The sequence below is a fragment of the Frankia sp. AgB1.9 genome (assembly GCF_016786355.1).
Classification (GTDB): domain Bacteria; phylum Actinomycetota; class Actinomycetes; order Frankiales; family Frankiaceae; genus Pseudofrankia.
In genome coordinates, this window is record NZ_JADWYX010000172.1 from 1 (window position 1) to 15,828 (window position 15,828).

The 15,828-nt window shown below is 73.0% G+C and carries 12 protein-coding genes and 1 pseudogene; 4 read left to right on the plus strand and 9 right to left on the minus strand.

What is annotated here, in order from left to right; genetic code table 11:
- Positions 1-1,089, plus strand: a pseudogene (locus tag I6A60_RS37980) (hypothetical protein); the annotation flags it as partial.
- Between the two features lie 162 nt (positions 1,090-1,251).
- On the opposite strand, the gene I6A60_RS37985 reads toward I6A60_RS37980, so the two are convergent.
- The 4 genes from I6A60_RS37985 to glnA all read right to left on the minus strand — a co-directional run bounded on the left by I6A60_RS37985 (position 1,252) and on the right by glnA (position 7,387).
- A complete protein-coding gene (locus I6A60_RS37985) occupies positions 1,252-3,240 on the minus strand; it encodes a hypothetical protein (RefSeq protein WP_203023882.1) in 1,989 nt (662 codons plus the stop codon).
- 78 nt (positions 3,241-3,318) lie between these two features.
- A complete protein-coding gene (locus tag I6A60_RS37990) occupies positions 3,319-4,230 on the minus strand; it encodes a hypothetical protein (protein WP_203023883.1) in 912 nt (303 codons plus the stop codon).
- A gap of 210 nt (positions 4,231-4,440) precedes the next feature.
- A complete protein-coding gene (gene glnII, locus I6A60_RS37995; RefSeq protein WP_203023884.1) occupies positions 4,441-5,499 on the minus strand; it encodes a glutamine synthetase GlnII in 1,059 nt (352 codons plus the stop codon).
- Between the two features lie 463 nt (positions 5,500-5,962).
- Positions 5,963-7,387 (minus strand): type I glutamate--ammonia ligase, encoded by a 1,425-nt coding sequence (glnA, locus tag I6A60_RS38000; protein ID WP_203023888.1) that lies wholly within the window; start codon positions 7,385-7,387, stop codon positions 5,963-5,965.
- Positions 7,388-7,569: 182 nt separating this feature from the next.
- Between glnA and I6A60_RS38005 the strand changes: the two genes are divergently transcribed.
- Positions 7,570-8,046 (plus strand): RDD family protein, encoded by a 477-nt coding sequence (locus I6A60_RS38005; protein ID WP_307874078.1) that lies wholly within the window; start codon positions 7,570-7,572, stop codon positions 8,044-8,046.
- Between the two features lie 49 nt (positions 8,047-8,095).
- On the opposite strand, the gene I6A60_RS38010 is transcribed toward I6A60_RS38005, so the two are convergent.
- The 5 genes from I6A60_RS38010 to I6A60_RS38030 all read right to left on the minus strand — a co-directional run bounded on the left by I6A60_RS38010 (position 8,096) and on the right by I6A60_RS38030 (position 12,003).
- Entirely contained in the window at positions 8,096-8,875 is a 780-nt protein-coding gene (locus I6A60_RS38010) for a DUF4191 domain-containing protein (RefSeq protein WP_203023890.1), read from the minus strand.
- A 79-nt stretch (positions 8,876-8,954) separates the two neighbouring features.
- Positions 8,955-9,203: a hypothetical protein gene (locus I6A60_RS38015; protein ID WP_238437087.1), complete on the minus strand. Its 249-nt coding sequence runs from the start codon at positions 9,201-9,203 to the stop codon at positions 8,955-8,957.
- Between the two features lie 318 nt (positions 9,204-9,521).
- Entirely contained in the window at positions 9,522-10,475 is a 954-nt protein-coding gene (lipA, locus tag I6A60_RS38020) for a lipoyl synthase (RefSeq protein WP_203023900.1), read from the minus strand.
- On the minus strand, positions 10,472-11,158 hold the full coding sequence (gene lipB / locus I6A60_RS38025; RefSeq protein WP_203023903.1) for a lipoyl(octanoyl) transferase LipB: 687 nt from the start codon (positions 11,156-11,158) through the stop codon (positions 10,472-10,474). Before lipB ends, lipA begins: the two co-directional genes overlap by 4 nt.
- A gap of 98 nt (positions 11,159-11,256) precedes the next feature.
- Positions 11,257-12,003: a peptidase E gene (locus I6A60_RS38030; protein WP_203023915.1), complete on the minus strand. Its 747-nt coding sequence runs from the start codon at positions 12,001-12,003 to the stop codon at positions 11,257-11,259.
- Between the two features lie 296 nt (positions 12,004-12,299).
- On the opposite strand from I6A60_RS38030, the gene I6A60_RS38035 reads away from it, so the two are divergent.
- Together I6A60_RS38035 and I6A60_RS38040 are read left to right on the plus strand one after the other, a co-directional pair.
- Positions 12,300-14,243 carry a protein kinase gene (locus tag I6A60_RS38035; protein WP_203055836.1) on the plus strand — a complete coding sequence of 648 codons (1,944 nt, stop codon included), beginning with the start codon at positions 12,300-12,302 and terminating at the stop codon, positions 14,241-14,243.
- A 905-nt stretch (positions 14,244-15,148) separates the two neighbouring features.
- The coding region (locus tag I6A60_RS38040) for a sigma-70 factor domain-containing protein (protein ID WP_307874079.1) at positions 15,149-15,828 on the plus strand (680 nt) is incomplete at its 3' end.

The following is a 15,828-nucleotide window of genomic DNA, read 5'->3' on the forward strand; positions in this document are numbered from 1 at the left end:
CCCGAGCAGGACGTCCAGACCGGTGGCCGGCGGCGTGGAGGGCACCGCGCGCGGGCCGGCCGGAGCGGCCGGCGGGGGCGCGCCCCCCGGCCGCGCCCCCCCCGCCCGCGGGCTAACCCCCCCCCCCCCGGGGCGGACCGCTTCGCCGATCTCGGCGAGCCCCTTGCCCCGACCACTGTCACCGTCACAGGCGCAGGCGCAGGCAGCCTGCTCGACGGCGAGCCGGCGCGGCTCGCGGTGATCGCGCTGGGCCGGCTCGGCGGCGGCGAGATGTCCTACGGCAGCGACGCGGACGTGGTGTTCGTCCATGCGCCGGCATCGGGCGTCGACGCGGCGGCAGCGGGGGCGTACGCGACGGCGGTCATCGAGGAGCTGGTCCGGCTGCTCGCCCAGCCGGGATCGGATCCCGCGCTGCGCCTCGACCTCGGCCTGCGCCCGGAGGGCCGCAACGGCCCGGTCACCCGCGACCTCGACGGCTACGGCGCCTACTACCGTCGGTGGGCGCTCGGCTGGGAGAAACAGGCACTCCTGCGTGCCCGGCCGGTGGCGGGAGACTCGGAGCTGGCGGACCGTTTCATCCAGCTGGCGGACGAGATCCGCTACCGGGCCGAGCTACCGGCAGGCTCGATCGCCGAGGTGGTACGGCTGCGCGACCGGATGGCGGTCGAACGGGTCCCTCGGGGCATCGACCGTTCCGTCCACGTGAAGTTCGGCCCCGGCGGGCTGATGGACGTCGAGTGGGTGGTCCAGATGCTGCAGCTGCGGCACGCCCACGAGTCCCCGGCGCTGCGGGTCACCGGGACGCTCGCCGCGCTGCGCGCGCTGGTCGCCGCCGGCCTGCTCGACGGTGCCGAGGCGGAGGCGCTGCGGGCCGGCTGGCTGTCCGCGTCTCGGATCCGCAACGCGGTGATGCTCGCGCGTGGCGCTCCCGGCGACCAGATCCCGCGCACGACCCCGGCACTGGACCGTGTCGCGGGCGTGCTCGGCTACCCCTTGGACCGCGTCGCCGATCTCCCCACCGACCACCGCCAGACCGCCTCGAGGGCCCGCCACATCGTCGACGAGATCTTCTCCCGCGAGCAGGCCTGACCCCGCCGCCGATCCCGGCCGGCCGCGTTCGCGTCGGTGATCGCCGTCTGAGCCCCCAAGTGGTCGTACGAAGGCGCTGATCGTGACCAGTCGAGGGCCCAAACGGCGATCATGAGTCGGTGGTGGTGGCCGGTCGTACCGGCCGAGGCCGTGGGGAACTGCCTAGTGGAGGTGGCAGAGCCAGGCGGCCGCGACCGCGACAAGCAGGTAGTACGCGGCGACGGCCCACACGCTGCCGGGGCGGGTGAACGCCGTGCCATCCGGGCTGCCCGCGGCCGTGGCCAGGCTGCGCAGGCGCAGCAGCAACGCGCCGGCCCGCTCGGCGGTCGAGCCGTCCGCCGCCGGGTCAGCGCGAAACGGACGAGCGCCGAATGAACGCGCGCCGAATGAGCCCGAGCCGAACGAGCCCGAGCCGAACGAGCGCGAGTCGAACGGGCCGACGCGGGCCATGACGTTCGGCTCCCAGGCGAGGATCAGCGCCTGCTCGTCGCGGCGGACGCCATGCAACCGCGCCCATGGCACCCGGTGCACCAGAAACCCGCTGTTGACCGCCAATTCCTCCCGCTCAAGCCACAGGCCGCGAACGACCCTCGCCCAGCCGCGCAGGCCGACGTTCGCTCCGGTGAGAAGCACGAGCAACACCTGCCACCAGTCCTGCAGCAGGCCGAGGCCGACCACGACGGGGGCGCCGACGAGCGCCAGGGCCATGGCCGCGCCCACCAGCCGGTTCCGACCGCGTTCCCGCAGCACGAGCGGCAGGGGCGGAAGTTGCCCGCTCCATCCGGTCTCGACGACCGAACCAGGTGGCCGGTCGAACGCGCCGTCCTCGTCCTTGTCCCCGAGTGTCGAGAGAGGGTCCTCGACCGCGGCCCACTCGTCGTCCGGCCCACCCGGCGGGGGCAGGTCGTCGTCCGGTTGCCTGGTCCGCAGCGGCGCGGTCGGTAGGAGGACTCCCGTCTCGGTCAGCAGGATGACCCAGCCGCCGTCGCGGAGGCTGCCGGCCACGGTGACCGGCCAGGGTGACCCGAACGGCGTCGGGCCGGACTCGGTGACGTCGTGCCGGTCGTGTTCCGCGAGCGTGTCCTCGTCGCGCCACCACCGTCCGTACCGCATGGCCCGTTCGTCGGTCCAGGGGTCGTCCCCGGGAAGGACACCCGCCTGCTCCGGCGGCACGACGCGTACCGAGGCGACAGCCCTGGCGTTCACGGCTGGCCGAAGCGTGACCTTCGCGCCGATCTCCCACTGGCCGAACATGTCGATTCCCGCCATGCTGGACTCCAGCAGCCTGCGTCTGGCCGACCGGGCGGCCCAGTCCCGGCTCGCGAGCAGCGCGGCCAGCGCGAACGCGCCAAGGCCTGCCGTCAGCCAGGGCGTCACGTCGGGCGGTTCCGCGACCAGCCGGACCCACTCGCGTGGCCCCGCGGTGTCGAGCAGGACCGGTACCGACGAACCCTCGCGGTAGGTCCCGGCGTCGTAGACGCCGATCTCCGCGCGGCCGCCATTACCGGGCAGCTGGACCGTGATGACGTCGTTGTCCGTGTCCGTGCGCTGGACGCGGACGTCCACCCGGTCGGCCCCGGCGACATGCCGTTCGACAGCCAGGCTGTCGTGCCGATACCGCAGCTGTGCCAGCGCACCGACCAGGACGAGGAGGAGCGCGACCACGGTGCGGGCGCTCCAGCGACGCGCCGCCCGTGGATCCGGGACCGTCACACCTGGCTCGATCATCACCGGCCGTGCGACGACCGAGGCGCGGACCAGCTGGCGCCGCCGAGCCGTCAGAAGCCAGGCGGCCGCGATCAGGCAGACCGCTCCATGCACTGCGAACGCGACCCGCGCGGCTGGCACCGGATCGGCGGCGAGATCGAACACAGCGAAACCGATGCCCGCCACGCAGCCGACCAACGGCATCCACCACAGCAGGATCGGCGTCGCGAACAGGGCGACGCTCGCCCACGCGAACGGCACGCTCGGCCCGCACACGCTGGGATCCGCCGCGGAGCAGGGCTGGGTGTCGCCGGCGACGGCCACCGCGAACGCGATCAACCAGCCGCCGGCCAGCACGACGGGCGCGAGCCATCGGGCCGCGCGCCCCGTCGCCCATCTCGCGGCGTCCGCGACCTCGAACGTCGGTCCTGCCTGCGCCCCCATTCGCGACACTTTGCCGGGTTGGCGACCCGTTCGCCACGTCGTTTAGGCCCCGGCGCGCGCCCCGCATGGCCCGGTAGATCAGCCGTGGTAGCCGGGCGGGGGCGTGGTGGTGGTCGCGGTCGCCCGCAGCGGGGCGGGCAGGGAACCGGAGCCGAGGATGGCGGCCAGCCGCTGGGCGTCGGGCCGGGTCAGGTTGCCGGAGATCGCGGCGTCGCCCGGGATGGTCTCGTCGACGGTGGGTGCCGACTGGACGACGCCGTCGACGACGAGGGCCAGCCGCTGGCCGACGCTCGCGGCCGTCAGCGCGGTGAAGCGTTGCTGGCCAGGGGGCGTGAAGGCGATGTCGACGGCCCAGCCACCGTCGCCGGTGTTGATCTCGCTGGCCACCGCGCGAACGTCGGAGCGGTCCATCGCCGCCGGCTGGACGAGGTACTTGAGCGTTCCGGTCCGGTCGCAGGCGGCGGCCGGCAGCGAGGGAGGCAGCGGGGACGCCGCCGTGCTGCTCGCGGACCCGCAGGTCAGGAGGCGGTACTGGCCAAGGGCCGTGGTGAGCGCTGGGGCGCCCGCGGGCAGGCTCGGCGCCCATTGTTCGTTGCTCGGCCCCGTGTGGAAAACCGGGCGGATCTCGAACGTGCCGGTGGCGGACAGCGTGCCGATGAGGTTCTGCGCCTCGACGGGTACCGCGACGAGCACGGACTGGCCGTCGTCGGCCGGCTCGACCTGCGCGTCGGTGACACCCAGGTCGCTGGCTCGCGCGCGCAGGGCCGTGACCGTCTGATCCAGCTCGGTCCCGGACAGCGCGCGGCTCGGGCTCAGCACGGTGTACCGCATCCCGGCGTCGCTCGGCGGGACAGCGGTGGGCGCCGAGGCGTGGTGGCTGTCGCACCCGGCCAGAGCCATGACCGCGAGCAGGCCGGCGGCGATCACACCCGCGGCGATCTCGCGTGGCGCTCGCTTCGGTTCGGGCGTCAGTTTCGAGGAACCGGCCACATGATCGCCTTCTCACGGTGGGGACCGCTCGCCACTGCGAGCAATGTCCGACCCATCCATTTTGTGCGCTCGGTGCTCGAACCGCCACTGTCGCGTAACGGAACCCCTCAGCCGGCCGGTTGGCCAGCTGCCCACAGACGACGGCGCCGCCGGCTCCCCGTGGGGAACCGGCGGCGCCGGGTGGTGCTGGTGTCCTACCTGAGGATCAGGTCAGACGCTGACGGGCTGCACGGCCGCGGCCTGCTCCGGGACGAACAGGACTGGCTTCTCGCCGGCCAGCGCGCTGCAGGTGGTGTCGATCATCAGCGCGGAGACGATGTACGGGTCCATGTTCGCGTTCGGACGCCGGTCCTCCAGCCACCCCTTGCGGGCCTTGGAGACGGCCCACGGGATACGGATCGACGCGCCGCGGTCCGAGTCGCCCCAGGAGAACTTGTTCCACGGAGCGGTCTCGTGCTTGCCGGTGAGGCGGTCCTGGATGCCGTAACCGTAGTTGGTGACGTGCTCCATGACGCGGGTGCCGAGCGCCTCGCAGCAGGTGACGATCGCGTCCCAGCTCTCCATGGTCTGCTTCGTGGAGAAGTTGGTGTGCGCGCCCGCGCCGTTCCAGTCGCCGGCAATCGGCTTCGCGGCGAAGCTCACCGACGCGCCGAAGTCCTCGGAGATGCGGTGCAGCAGCCAGCGGGCGACCCAGATCTGGTCACCGATCGCCGGCGCCGGCAGAACGCCGATCTGGAACTCCCACTGGCCCATCATGACCTCGGCGTTGGTGCCCTCGATCGCGAGGCCGGCGTCGAGGCACGCCTGGGTGTGCTTCTCGACGATGTCGCGGCCGGGCATCTTCTCGCCGCCGACGCCGCAGTAGTACGGCCCCTGCGCCTCCGGGAAGCCGGTGGCCGGCCAGCCCAGCGGGCGGCCGTTCTGGAAGAACGTGTACTCCTGCTCGATGCCGAAGTGCGGCGCGAAGTCCGCGTACTTCTCGGCGAGCAGGCGGGCCTTGGCCCGCGTGTTGGTCGGGTGGGGGGTGAAGTCGGTCAGCTCCACCTCGCACAGGACCAGGATGTTGTCACCGCCGCGCAGCGGGTCCGGGCAGACGAACACCGGGCGCAGGACGCAGTCCGAGTTCGAACCCGGGGCCTGGTTGGTGCTGGAGCCGTCGAAGCCCCAGATGTCCGGCTCCTTGCCGTCCTTGATGATCCGGGTCTTGCTGCGCAGCAGCGGCTCCGGCTCGGTGCCGTCGATCCAGATGTACTCGGCCTGAAAGCTCACTCAGTACTCCCCGTGGTCGGCAAGGTCTAGACAGGCGACTGTTTGGACGGCCGGGGGAGGGCCGACGCTGGTCGCGAGTAGCGGGAGGATCCGTCTGGAGCTTCTCGGCGTGGGGTTTCCCCTCAGTTCCCGCCCTGTTAAATCTGGGTCTCAGGCTCGTGTGTTGACGCGGGACCCGCTCGCCTGCCTGCCATCCGGGCCGAGGAGTGGCTGAAATCACCGTGTAACACGGCTCGTGCCACATCCCGGTAGAAGAATCGGCCCCGCGGCGGCCCGGACCGGCCCGAGCTCGGCCGGGATACCGGCGCCCGGGCGGGCGCGGTAGTCGCCGTGAAACAAGCTGTCACCTTTTTCCCAAAGGCCCGCCGTGACGTCGTGAAAAAGCCAGGGAAAGGCGGAGCCCCACCGCCCGGCTGGGGCGGCGGGGCTCGTCGGGATATTCCCGGCCTTTGGCTGGACTGCCTTAGATGTCGTAGTAGAGCTCGAACTCGAACGGGTGCGGACGCACCCGGATGGCGTCGACTTCGTTCGTGCGCTTGTAGTCCAGCCAGGTCTCGATCAGGTCCGGGGTGAACACGTCGCCCGCGGTGAGGAACTCGTTGTCGGCTTCCAGGTGCTCCAGCACCGCCTCCAGCGAGCCCGGAACCTGCGGGACGGAGGCGAGCTCGTCCGGGGGCAGCTCGTAGAGGTCCTTGTCGATCGGGTCGCGCGGCTCGATCTTGTTCTTGATCCCGTCCAGCCCGGCCATCAGCATCGCGGAGAACGCCAGGTACGGGTTGCAGCTCGGGTCGGGCACCCGGAACTCGATCCGCTTCGCCTTCGGCGAGTCGCCGCCCAGCGGGATGCGGCAGCACGCGGACCGGTTGCGGGCCGAGTAGACCAGGTTCACCGGCGCCTCGTAGCCGGGCACGAGCCGTCGGTAGGAGTTCGTCGTCGGGTTCGTGAACGCCAGCAACGCCGGCGCGTGGTGCAGCAGGCCGCCGATGTAGTGGCGGGCGAGCTCCGACAGGCCGCCGTAGCCCTCGGCGCTGTAGAACAGCGGCCCGTCGTCCTTCCAGAGGCTCTGGTGGACGTGCATGCCCGAGCCGTTGTCCTGGAAGAGCGGCTTCGGCATGAACGTGACCGTGCGGCCGCGGTCGCGGGCGACGTTGCGGATCACGTACTTGTAGAGCATCAGGTTGTCGGCGGTCTTCAGTAGCGTGTCGAACCGGAAGTCGATCTCCGCCTGGCCCGCGGTGCCCACCTCGTGGTGCTGCATCTCGACGGTGATGCCGACCTTGATCAGCGTCTTCACCATCTCGGAGCGCAGGTCGGTGAAGTGGTCGGTCGGCGGCACCGGGAAGTAGCCGCCCTTGTAACGCGGCTTGTAGCCCAGGTTGCCGCCGTCCTCCTTGCGCGCGCTGTTCCAGGCGGCCTCGACCGAGTCGACCCGGTGCAGCGAGCCGTACGGGGTGTACTCGTAGCGGATGTCGTCGAAGATGTAGAACTCCGCCTCCGGCCCGAAGTAGGCCGTGTCCGCGATTCCCGAGCCGCGCAGGTAGGCCTCCGCCTTGCGGGCCACGTTGCGCGGGTCGCGGGAGTACTCCTCCTTGGTGATCGGGTCGTGGATGAAGAAGGTCATCGCGAGCGTCCGGTGCTCACGGAACGGGTCGAGAAAGGCGGTCCGGGGGTCGGGCAACAGCAGCATGTCCGACTCATGGATAGCCTGGAAACCGCGGATGGAGGACCCGTCGAACATCAGGCCGTCGGTGAAGATCGACTCCCCGAAGACCTCCGTCGGAATCGTGAAGTGCTGCATGATCCCCGGCAGGTCGCAGAAACGGACGTCGATGAACTCGACGTTCTCGTCCCTGATGTAGCGGAGTACTTCGTCGGCGTTGGCGAACATTCACCCTCCACCTGTATGGTGTCGCTTCCCGGTCCGACAGGATACCCATGTCCGGACGCGCTGCGTAACCCTGTGGTGTGATGGGCGCATGGCGGTCATGTTTCGCCGAGGTTGCCTGGTGCGCGTTCGTCACGATGGGTGACCGTTTTCAGGCTGGATCCCGGGACGCATAAGCTTGCGCCGTGCGACAGGAGCTCGGACGCTGGTTGGAAGGCCCTGGATCCGTGCGCGCCGATGCGGGCGGCACACCGGGGGAGAGGCTGGGGCTGCCGGCCGAGGGCCCCGGCTCGCTCGCGAGCCTCGGGGCGCGGTTCGGTGCCTACGTCGTCGACGGGATTCTCGCCAACCTGCTGGCCGGCATGCCCGCCCTGTTCGGCGTAGCGCTGTCGGGCTCGGCCCGCGGCCTCGTGGTCTACGGGATCTTCCTGCTCGAGGAGCTGGTGCTGCTCAGCCTGACCGGGCAGACGATCGGCATGCGCCTGTTCGGCTTCGGGGTCGCCCGGGTTCCCGGCGGCGGCCGCCAGCGGTTCCCGCTGATCCTGGTGCGCACCGTGCTGCTCGGCCTACTGCTGCCGGTCTTCTTCGTCGACCGTGACCTGCGCGGCCTGCACGACCGGGCCGCCGGCACGGCCCCGGTCCGCGTCGGCAAGGGCGGCTGAGCGCCCCGGCCCTCGGGGCGCTCGCCGCAAATCCTCGGCCGGAGGCGCCCTAACGGATCTTGCCGCGCGGGACGTTGCGGGGGACCGGACCCTTCGGGATCGGCAGCGACGGCCCGGAGCCGGCGACGGCCTTGAGCCGGCGGTCGAGCTGGTCGACCTCGCCGCGCTTCAGCGTCCGGCGCATCCGCATCAGGGTCGGCTGCAGCTTCGGCAGCGGGACCTCGCCCTCGCCGGTGCCGACGACGATGTCCGTGATCGGCACGTCCCCGGCGACCTTGCGGATCCGGCGGATCTCGGTGGCGAGCAGCTCGCGGGCGCCGCGGCCGCGGCCCTCGGCGATGATGATGATGCCGGCGCGGCCGACGACCCGGTGCGCGACGTCCTGGTTCCGGTTGACCTGGACGGCCGGGGTCAGCCGCCAGTCACCGCGCATCCGCTCGACGATGCCCGCGGCGGCTCCGGGCTTGCCCTCCAGCTCCGCGTAGGCGCTGTTCTGCACCCGCCGGCTGAACAGGTTGACCGCGACGAGCAGGCCGAGCAGCACCGCGAACGGCGCCCACAGCCAGATCGGCCCGATGAGGAAGCCCAGCACGAGGAGCACGGCGAACGGGGCCAGGAAACCGCCCAGCAGGATCGGCACCAGCTTCGAGTCGCGCTCGCGCGTGACCTTGAAGACGAGCCTGATCTGCCGCATCCGGTTCGCGAAGCCGGTCTCGCCGTCAGCCTGGTTCCCAGGGCCCGCGCCGTTGCTCGTGGGGCCCTTCGCGCCGCGTGCCGTGGGCGATGCCGGAGCGGGGGCGGCGCCCGTCGGCTTCTTCCTCAGTGCCATGCCCGCGAGCCTACGGCTTTTGGCCACGGGCGCGATCGCAGGCCCGGGCGCTGGGCCGCGGGCGGCGCCGCGAGCGCCGTCAGCGGTGCGCGATGGCCGCCCGCGCCGGAGCCGGCGTCGGGATCGCCGGCACGATGGCGCGGGCGGTGCCGGCTCCTCGCGGCGTCACCGGAGCGAGCGCGTTGACGGCTCCGGCACCGCCGTCGGCCCAGCGGTAGCCGGAGGTCACGTGCAGGTCGGTGGCCGCCCGCCACGCGTTGCGGCGGGCAGTGCGCTGCCCGCCGTGCGGCAGGATCAGCAGGGTCAGTTCTTCGAGCGTGGACAGCATGGAGCGGAACACAGCGGGTTTGCCCTCCCGACGCGGTCGTGGTTCTCCCGACGCGGTCGTCGTCCCACCGGTACGCGGAAGCTGCCGAGCGCCGGTCACTCGCGGGGGCCGGAAGGCCGCTGCCCGAGTGATGACGCTGCCCGAGCCGAGCCCGTGCCCAGGTTTCCCCGTGCCCAAGTTCCCCGTGTCCGAGTTCCCGTGACGCTGTGAGACGTGCCGTGACGCTGTCCGTGAGCCTAGTCGCGTGCCGGAGCGGTCACCACTCGTATCGGTGTCGGCAGCGCGTGTTCTTGGGCACAACGTGAGGTCAGCGCGCCCCTACAGGTGCGCAACGCCCTGTCGCGACCGGGCCGCGATGGCCTGCTGGTAAAGGCGCCCGGCGCGGTACGACGAGCGGACGAGCGGCCCCGCGAGGACGCCGGCGAAGCCGATCTGTTCGCCGCGCTCGGCCCAGGCGACGAACTCCTCCGGGCGCACCCAGCGCTCGACCGGGTGGTGGCGCGGGGTCGGCCGCAGGTACTGGGTGACGGTCAGCAGATCGCAGCCGGCGGCGTGCAGGTCGGCCATCGCGGTCTCGATCTCGGCGTCGGTCTCGCCCAGGCCGAGGATGAGGTTCGACTTCGTGACCAGGCCGGCCGCGCGGGCGGCGGTGAGCACCTCGAGGGAGCGTTCGTAGCGGAACGCGGGCCGGATCCGCTTGAAGATCCGGGGGACGGTCTCGAGGTTGTGGGCCAGCACCTCGGGTGCCGCGTCGAACACCTCGGCGAGCTGGTCCGGCTGGCCGCCGAAGTCGGGGATGAGCACCTCGACGCCGGTGCCCGGCGAGCCGGCGTGCACCGCCCGGACGGTCTCGGCGTACAGCCACGAGCCGCCGTCGGGCAGGTCGTCGCGGGCGACGCCGGTGATGGTGGCGTAGCGCAGCCCCATCGTGGCGACCGACTCGGCGACCCGGCGCGGCTCGTCGACGTCCAGCGCAGTGGGCCGGCCGGTGTCGATCTGGCAGAAGTCACACCGGCGGGTGCAGACGTCGCCGCCGATCAGGAACGTCGCCTCCCGGTCTTCCCAGCATTCGTAGATGTTGGGGCAGCCGGCCTCCTCGCACACCGTGTGCAGGCCTTCGGCGCGGACCAGGTTCTTGATGTCGGTGTACTCGGGCCCCGTGCGCAGCCGGGTCCGGATCCACGGCGGCTTGCGCTCGATCGGCGTGGCCGCGTTGCGCGCCTCCAGCCGCAGCAGCGGGCGCCCCTCCGCCGCGGCGGGTCCCGCGGTCACGCCGACACCGTCTCGGCCGCCGCGGCCGCCGCCAGGACCGCGCCGTCGCCGGGCGACGGGCGCCCACCAGCCAGGAAGGCCCCCAGGTGCTGGAGCATGTGCCGCTCGACGACCGGGCGGGCCTCGGCGACCGTGACGGTCCGGCCGAGCTCCCCGGTGAGGCTGCCGGCGCTCGCGTCGGTGATGCCGCAGGCGATGATCCGGCTGAACGCGGCCAGATCGGGCTCGCAGTTCAGCGCGAAGCCATGAGAGGTGACGCCCTGGCGGACCCGGATGCCGATCGCGCCGAGCTTGCGGCTGTCGTCCATGGTCCAGACGCCGGACCGGCCCTCGACCCGGTGCGTCGGCACGCCGAACTCGGCGCAGACGGCGATCATGGCGTCCTCCAGCACCCGGACGTAGGCGACCACGTCCAGCGGGCGGGGCAGGGCGAGGATCGGGTAGCCGACCAGCTGGCCCGGCCCGTGCCAGGTGATCTTGCCGCCCCGGTCGACGTCGACGACCGGGGTGCCGTCGAAGGGGCGCTCGGCGTCCTCGGTGCGCCGGCCGGCGGTGTAGACGTCCGGATGCTCCAGCAGGATCAGCGTGTCGGGAGCCTCGCCCGCGCCGCGTCTCGTCGCCAGGTCGCGTTGCAGCTCCCACGCCTCGAGATATGGAACCACCGGCAGCCGGAGAACATCCACCAGGTCAGCCTACAACCAGCGCGCCGCTCCGCCTTACCACATGATCGCTACCCGGGGAGCCTGAGCGGCGTCGCCGGGCCGCGTCGGCGCGGGTGCCCTCAGTCGCGTGGGTCCGGCACGCGCCGATCCGGCAGGAGCCTCGGCTCCACGGCGGTCTCGACGACCGCGCCGTCGTCGCCCAGCTCGACCCGCCAGGCCTTCGCGCCCGGCCGGTCAGCGACGGCCTCGACCAGCTCGGTGCCCCGGAAGTGCAGGCCGACGCCGTCGTCGGTGGCCCAGCCTGGCGGCAGGACGCCGTCGCCGACGAGCTTCTGGTAAAGCGGCCGGCGGCCGGGCTCGGAGTCGTAGTGCGGGGTGTTGCTGAACGGCAGCAGCGCCAGGCCGGTCGTGACCGGGCGCAGCTCGGGCCCGAATGAGTCGGTGGTACCACCGACGTGCCAGCACAGCGACCCGGCGGACACCCCGGCGAGCACCACTCCGGCTCGCCAGGCGTCCGCGAGGATCTCCGGCAGGCCGTGGGTGCGCCAGACGGCGAGCAGGTTCGCGACGCTGCCGCCGCCGACCCAGATGACGTCCTGGGACAGCAGGTGCGCGCGGACGTCGTCGACGTTGGGCATTGGGAACAGCGCCAGGTGGCTGGCCTGGACGTCCGGCCGGTCGCGGGCCATGGCCTCGTACCACCGCAGGTAGGCGACCGGGTGGTCGCCGAGCGCGGTCTCGAGCAGGCAGACGCGTGGCCGCTCGCGGGCCTCGGACAGCGCGATCGCATGTTCGATCATCGGCCCGATCCGGGCGCCGCCCCGGCCGTCAGGGCGGTAGCCGGCGCTGGTCGCGAGGATGTTCACCGCTGGGCTCCCGTCTGCGTGGACCGCCTCGGGATTCGGGGCGGGCGTGGCCGGCTCGCCGGTCACTGCCAAGAAGTTATCCACAACCCACGGCAGAACCCCGACAAGCGGCCTCAATCGGCCTAGCGTCGCGGGTCGTGACCTCGTCGCACGGATTCGGGACAGATCCGCCCCGCCCCGACGGTCCCGGGGGTACGCCGAGCTCCGGCGCGCCGCGTCCGCCCGCCCGCCCGGACCCGGCTGACCGGTCCGCCAGGCCCGGAAATCCGGCCACGGACGTTCCGGCGGTGACGGGCGTGACGATCACCGGTCGGGCCCCGGACGGGGGCTCCGGAGACGTCTGGGCCGGGACGCTGGAGCCTGCCGGCGAGCCGTGCGTGGTCCGGTTGGTGCGGCTGCCGGGCGACGCGGCCCGCCGCCGCCGGGCCGTGGCCGCCGCCCGGCCGCTGATCGAGCTGCGCCACCCGCACCTGGTGCCCGTGCTGGCGGTCAGCGAGGTCGAGGACGGCCTGGCCCTGGTGATGGAGCAGGTCGAGGAGGCGGTCAGCCTGCGCCGGCTGATCGGCGCGCGCGGGCGGCTGGAGCCGGGCGAGGTCGTCACCATCGGTCTGCCGGTCGCGCAGGCGCTGACCGCGGCGCACGCCGCCGGGCTCGTCCACGGCTCGCTCGGCCCGGCCGACATCCTGCTGGAGCCGAACGGCCGCCCCCAGCTCGCCGGCATCGGGATCGGGGCGCTCGGCATCCCGCCGCCCGGGCCGCCCGACCCGGGCCTGGTCGCCCCGGTCGACGTCTTCGACCTGGCCGACCTGCTGCTGGACCTGATGGCACAGGCGACCGGGCCGGACGCGGCGGCGGTGGCGGTCGCGGTGGCCACCGCGCTCGTCCCCGACCTGGCCCGCCGCCCGAGCGCCGCCGAGCTCGCCGCGAACCTCGCGCACAGCGCGCGCCCCGCGCCAGTCCAGATGATCAGCCCGCCGCGGCCGGCGGCTCCCGACCGCGGCCGGGACGCTCAGGCGACGACCGAGCTGTACGGCCTGCGCCGAGCCCCGGGCGCCGGCTCGGGCGGCCAGGACCCCGGCGGCCAGGACCTGGGCAGCCAGGACCTGGGCAGCCAGGACCCCGGCGGTCGGGCGCGTGTTGGCGTCCCGCGTGCCCGGGACGCGCCCGAGCCGGACCGGTCCGCCGGCCGCGCCTCGAACGTCCGGCCAGGGCTGGGACCGGAGCCAGGCGAAGGAGCGGAGCCGGGCCACCCCGGCGGCCGGCCCGACCCGGACCTCGGCGGCGACCCCGGCGGCCTGCCCGCCGACGCCGCGATCCTGGAGGGCGACGTCGTCGACCGGGACGCCGCCCTGCTTCCCGTGCTGCCGCCGGACGACGGTCCCGTCCCACTCGGCGACCCCGACGCGCGGCACCGCCCCGACCGGACCCGCGCCGGCCCGCAGCGGCCCGCCGGCGCCACTCCGCCCAGGCCGCGGCCGGGTCGGTCGGCGCGTCCGGGGTCGCGTCCGGCCGGGCGGGGGAGTGGCGGGCACCCCCCACGACAGGGCAGCCGGGGGGCCCAGCCCGGGCCGCGGGGCTGGCTGCTCGCCCTGACGGCCGGGGTCGGCCTGACGGCGGTCGTGGTCGCGGTGGTGCTGCTGAACAGGCCCGGCCCGTCCGGCCGGCCCGACGTGGGCACGGCGGTGTCGGCGGCGACCGGCCCGACCGGTGGGCGGTCCGACGTGGGCACGGCGGTGTCGGCGGCGACTGGCCCGACCGGTGGGCGGTCCGACGTGGGCACGGCGGTGTCGGCTGCCTCCGGCCCGACCGGTGGGCCGCCCGCCACCGCGCGTCCCACCTCGGCGAGCCCGGCGCCCGACCAGGCGTGGCGGACGCTCCTCGCCGGACTGAACACGACGCGCAGCCGGGCGTTCGAGCGCGACGACGAGTCCGCGCTGGCTGCGGTCTACCAGGTCGGCAGCGCCCTCTACGTCCAGGACCTGCAGACGCTGCGGGAGGTCGCCGGGCGCGGCGCGCACACCTCGGCGTTGACGACGCACATCCTCGATCTGCAGGTCCGCCAGCAGGGCACCGACCAGGCCGTCCTGCGGGTCACCGACCAGCTCGACGCGTACGACTTCCTGAGCGCCGCCGGGACGGTCCTCGCGCACAAGGACGCGGAGGGGCCGAAACGGGGCGACGTGACCCTGGTCCGCACCCCTGACGGCTGGCGCATCTCCCAGCGCGTCCCGGTGGCCTGACCGGACGGCCCGAGCGCCGTCAGCGCGACCGGCCCCGAGATGTGTCGTGACGATGTGGTGACGGGTACCAGATCGTGCGACTATGGCGGGACTCTCGGGACGATCACGGGCCCGCTCGCCGGCGTGGCCACGCCAACCCGGCCGGGGAGATGGGCAGTAATGGACGAGTCCGAGCAGCTCGGCGCGGTGCCCTCGTGCCGTACCCTCCGCGCGCCACCCGCCCTGGCCGCGCCGACGTGCGAAAGTATGCGGGTCATGCATGCCGACCCGGATGGATCGGAAGGCGTCGAACGGGGCCGGCGGGCCACCGACGCGGCCGCGTGGACCACACGCGGTGGGGTCGGGGCCGAGATTGTGCGGCTCGAGAACTGTGTCCGGTGGAGTAGCGTCCCGAGGACAGCAGCGCGCGGGCTGGCCGTCCGCGGCGACGAGGGGGACCTCGCCGGCCGCTGGCCGGCATACCCGGCCCGTTGGGCGAAACGCGGCGTCAACCGGCTCGAATGTGGGCTCCCCGGCGGTCAGCGTGAAGGGACCTGGGGAGGCGTGCCGCGGCAAGACCATACGGCTGGTGGGAAGGCGCCCCGGAGGACGTCACACGATCTCGGCCGGCTTGCGAGCGGCCGGGCCGCGGCCAACAGGCCGGCCCGCTCCCGCCCATCCTGGCCAACTGTGTCGTATCCTAGGGGCGAAACTGCGCCACTGTACTACAACACCGTAGTTTGGTCAATACATCGGTGATGCCCGCCACGGCGGGCGACGCGGGTCGAGCGGGAGAGCGGAGGAGGTGCGATCTTGGCTAACGCGTGCGCATCCCCCAGTCTTGGTCTCCTGAGCGATTACTGTAGGTCGGTCGATCACGCCAGATCGGTCCATCATCGTCATTCCGGCAACAGAATTCGGGAGGGGTGGCGTTGACACAGCCCGCGACACAGCCTGTCACGCAGTCCTCGGGGCAGCCGTCCGCTCAGGAGCCCGGTGCCCAGGGCGCGGGGCAGCCGACGGCGCAGGCCCCCCGGCAAGCCACGAAGGGCTCGCGCCGGCCCGCGGCCGGTGGCACGGCGGCCTCGCGTCGCAAGACGGCCGAGGCCGAGAAGCCTGCGCCGCCGCCGCCGACCGAGGGCACCCCGACGCCTCGCGCCGCGGGGGGTGACGAGGAGGACGCCGAGGACGCCGAGTTCGACGCGAACGCCGAGGCGGAGACCGAGAAGGAAGAGCGCGACGACGAGCAGCCCACGCCGGCCGCGTCGGCCGCCGACCGGATGTCGCACGACAGCGTCCGCCAGTACCTCTCCCAGATCGGCCGCGTCCGCCTGCTCACCGCGGAGGAGGAGGTCGACCTCGCCAAGCGGGTCGAGGCCGGCCTGTTCGCCGCTGAGAAGCTCGCCGCCGACAACGGCCTGGTAGGTGACCTGCGTCGTGAGCTGGTGTGGGTCGAGCGCGACGGCGAGATCGCCAAGAGCCGTCTCGTCGAGGCGAACCTGCGGCTGGTCGTGTCGATCGCCCGCCGCTACGTCGGCCGGGGGATGCTTTTCCTGGATCTGATCCAGGAGGGGAACCTGGGTCTGATCAGGGCGGTCGAGAAGTT

Coding starts and splice junctions, on each gene's coding strand:
- I6A60_RS37985 (WP_203023882.1), bottom strand. CDS start 3,240: ATGGGGGCGCAGGCAGGACCGACGTTCGAGGTCGCGGACGCCGCGAGA.
- glnA (WP_203023888.1), bottom strand. CDS start 7,387: ATGTTCGCCAACGCCGACGAAGTACTCCGCTACATCAGGGACGAGAAC.
- I6A60_RS38010 (WP_203023890.1), bottom strand. CDS start 8,875: ATGGCACTGAGGAAGAAGCCGACGGGCGCCGCCCCCGCTCCGGCATCG.
- I6A60_RS38015 (WP_238437087.1), bottom strand. CDS start 9,203: ATGCTGTCCACGCTCGAAGAACTGACCCTGCTGATCCTGCCGCACGGC.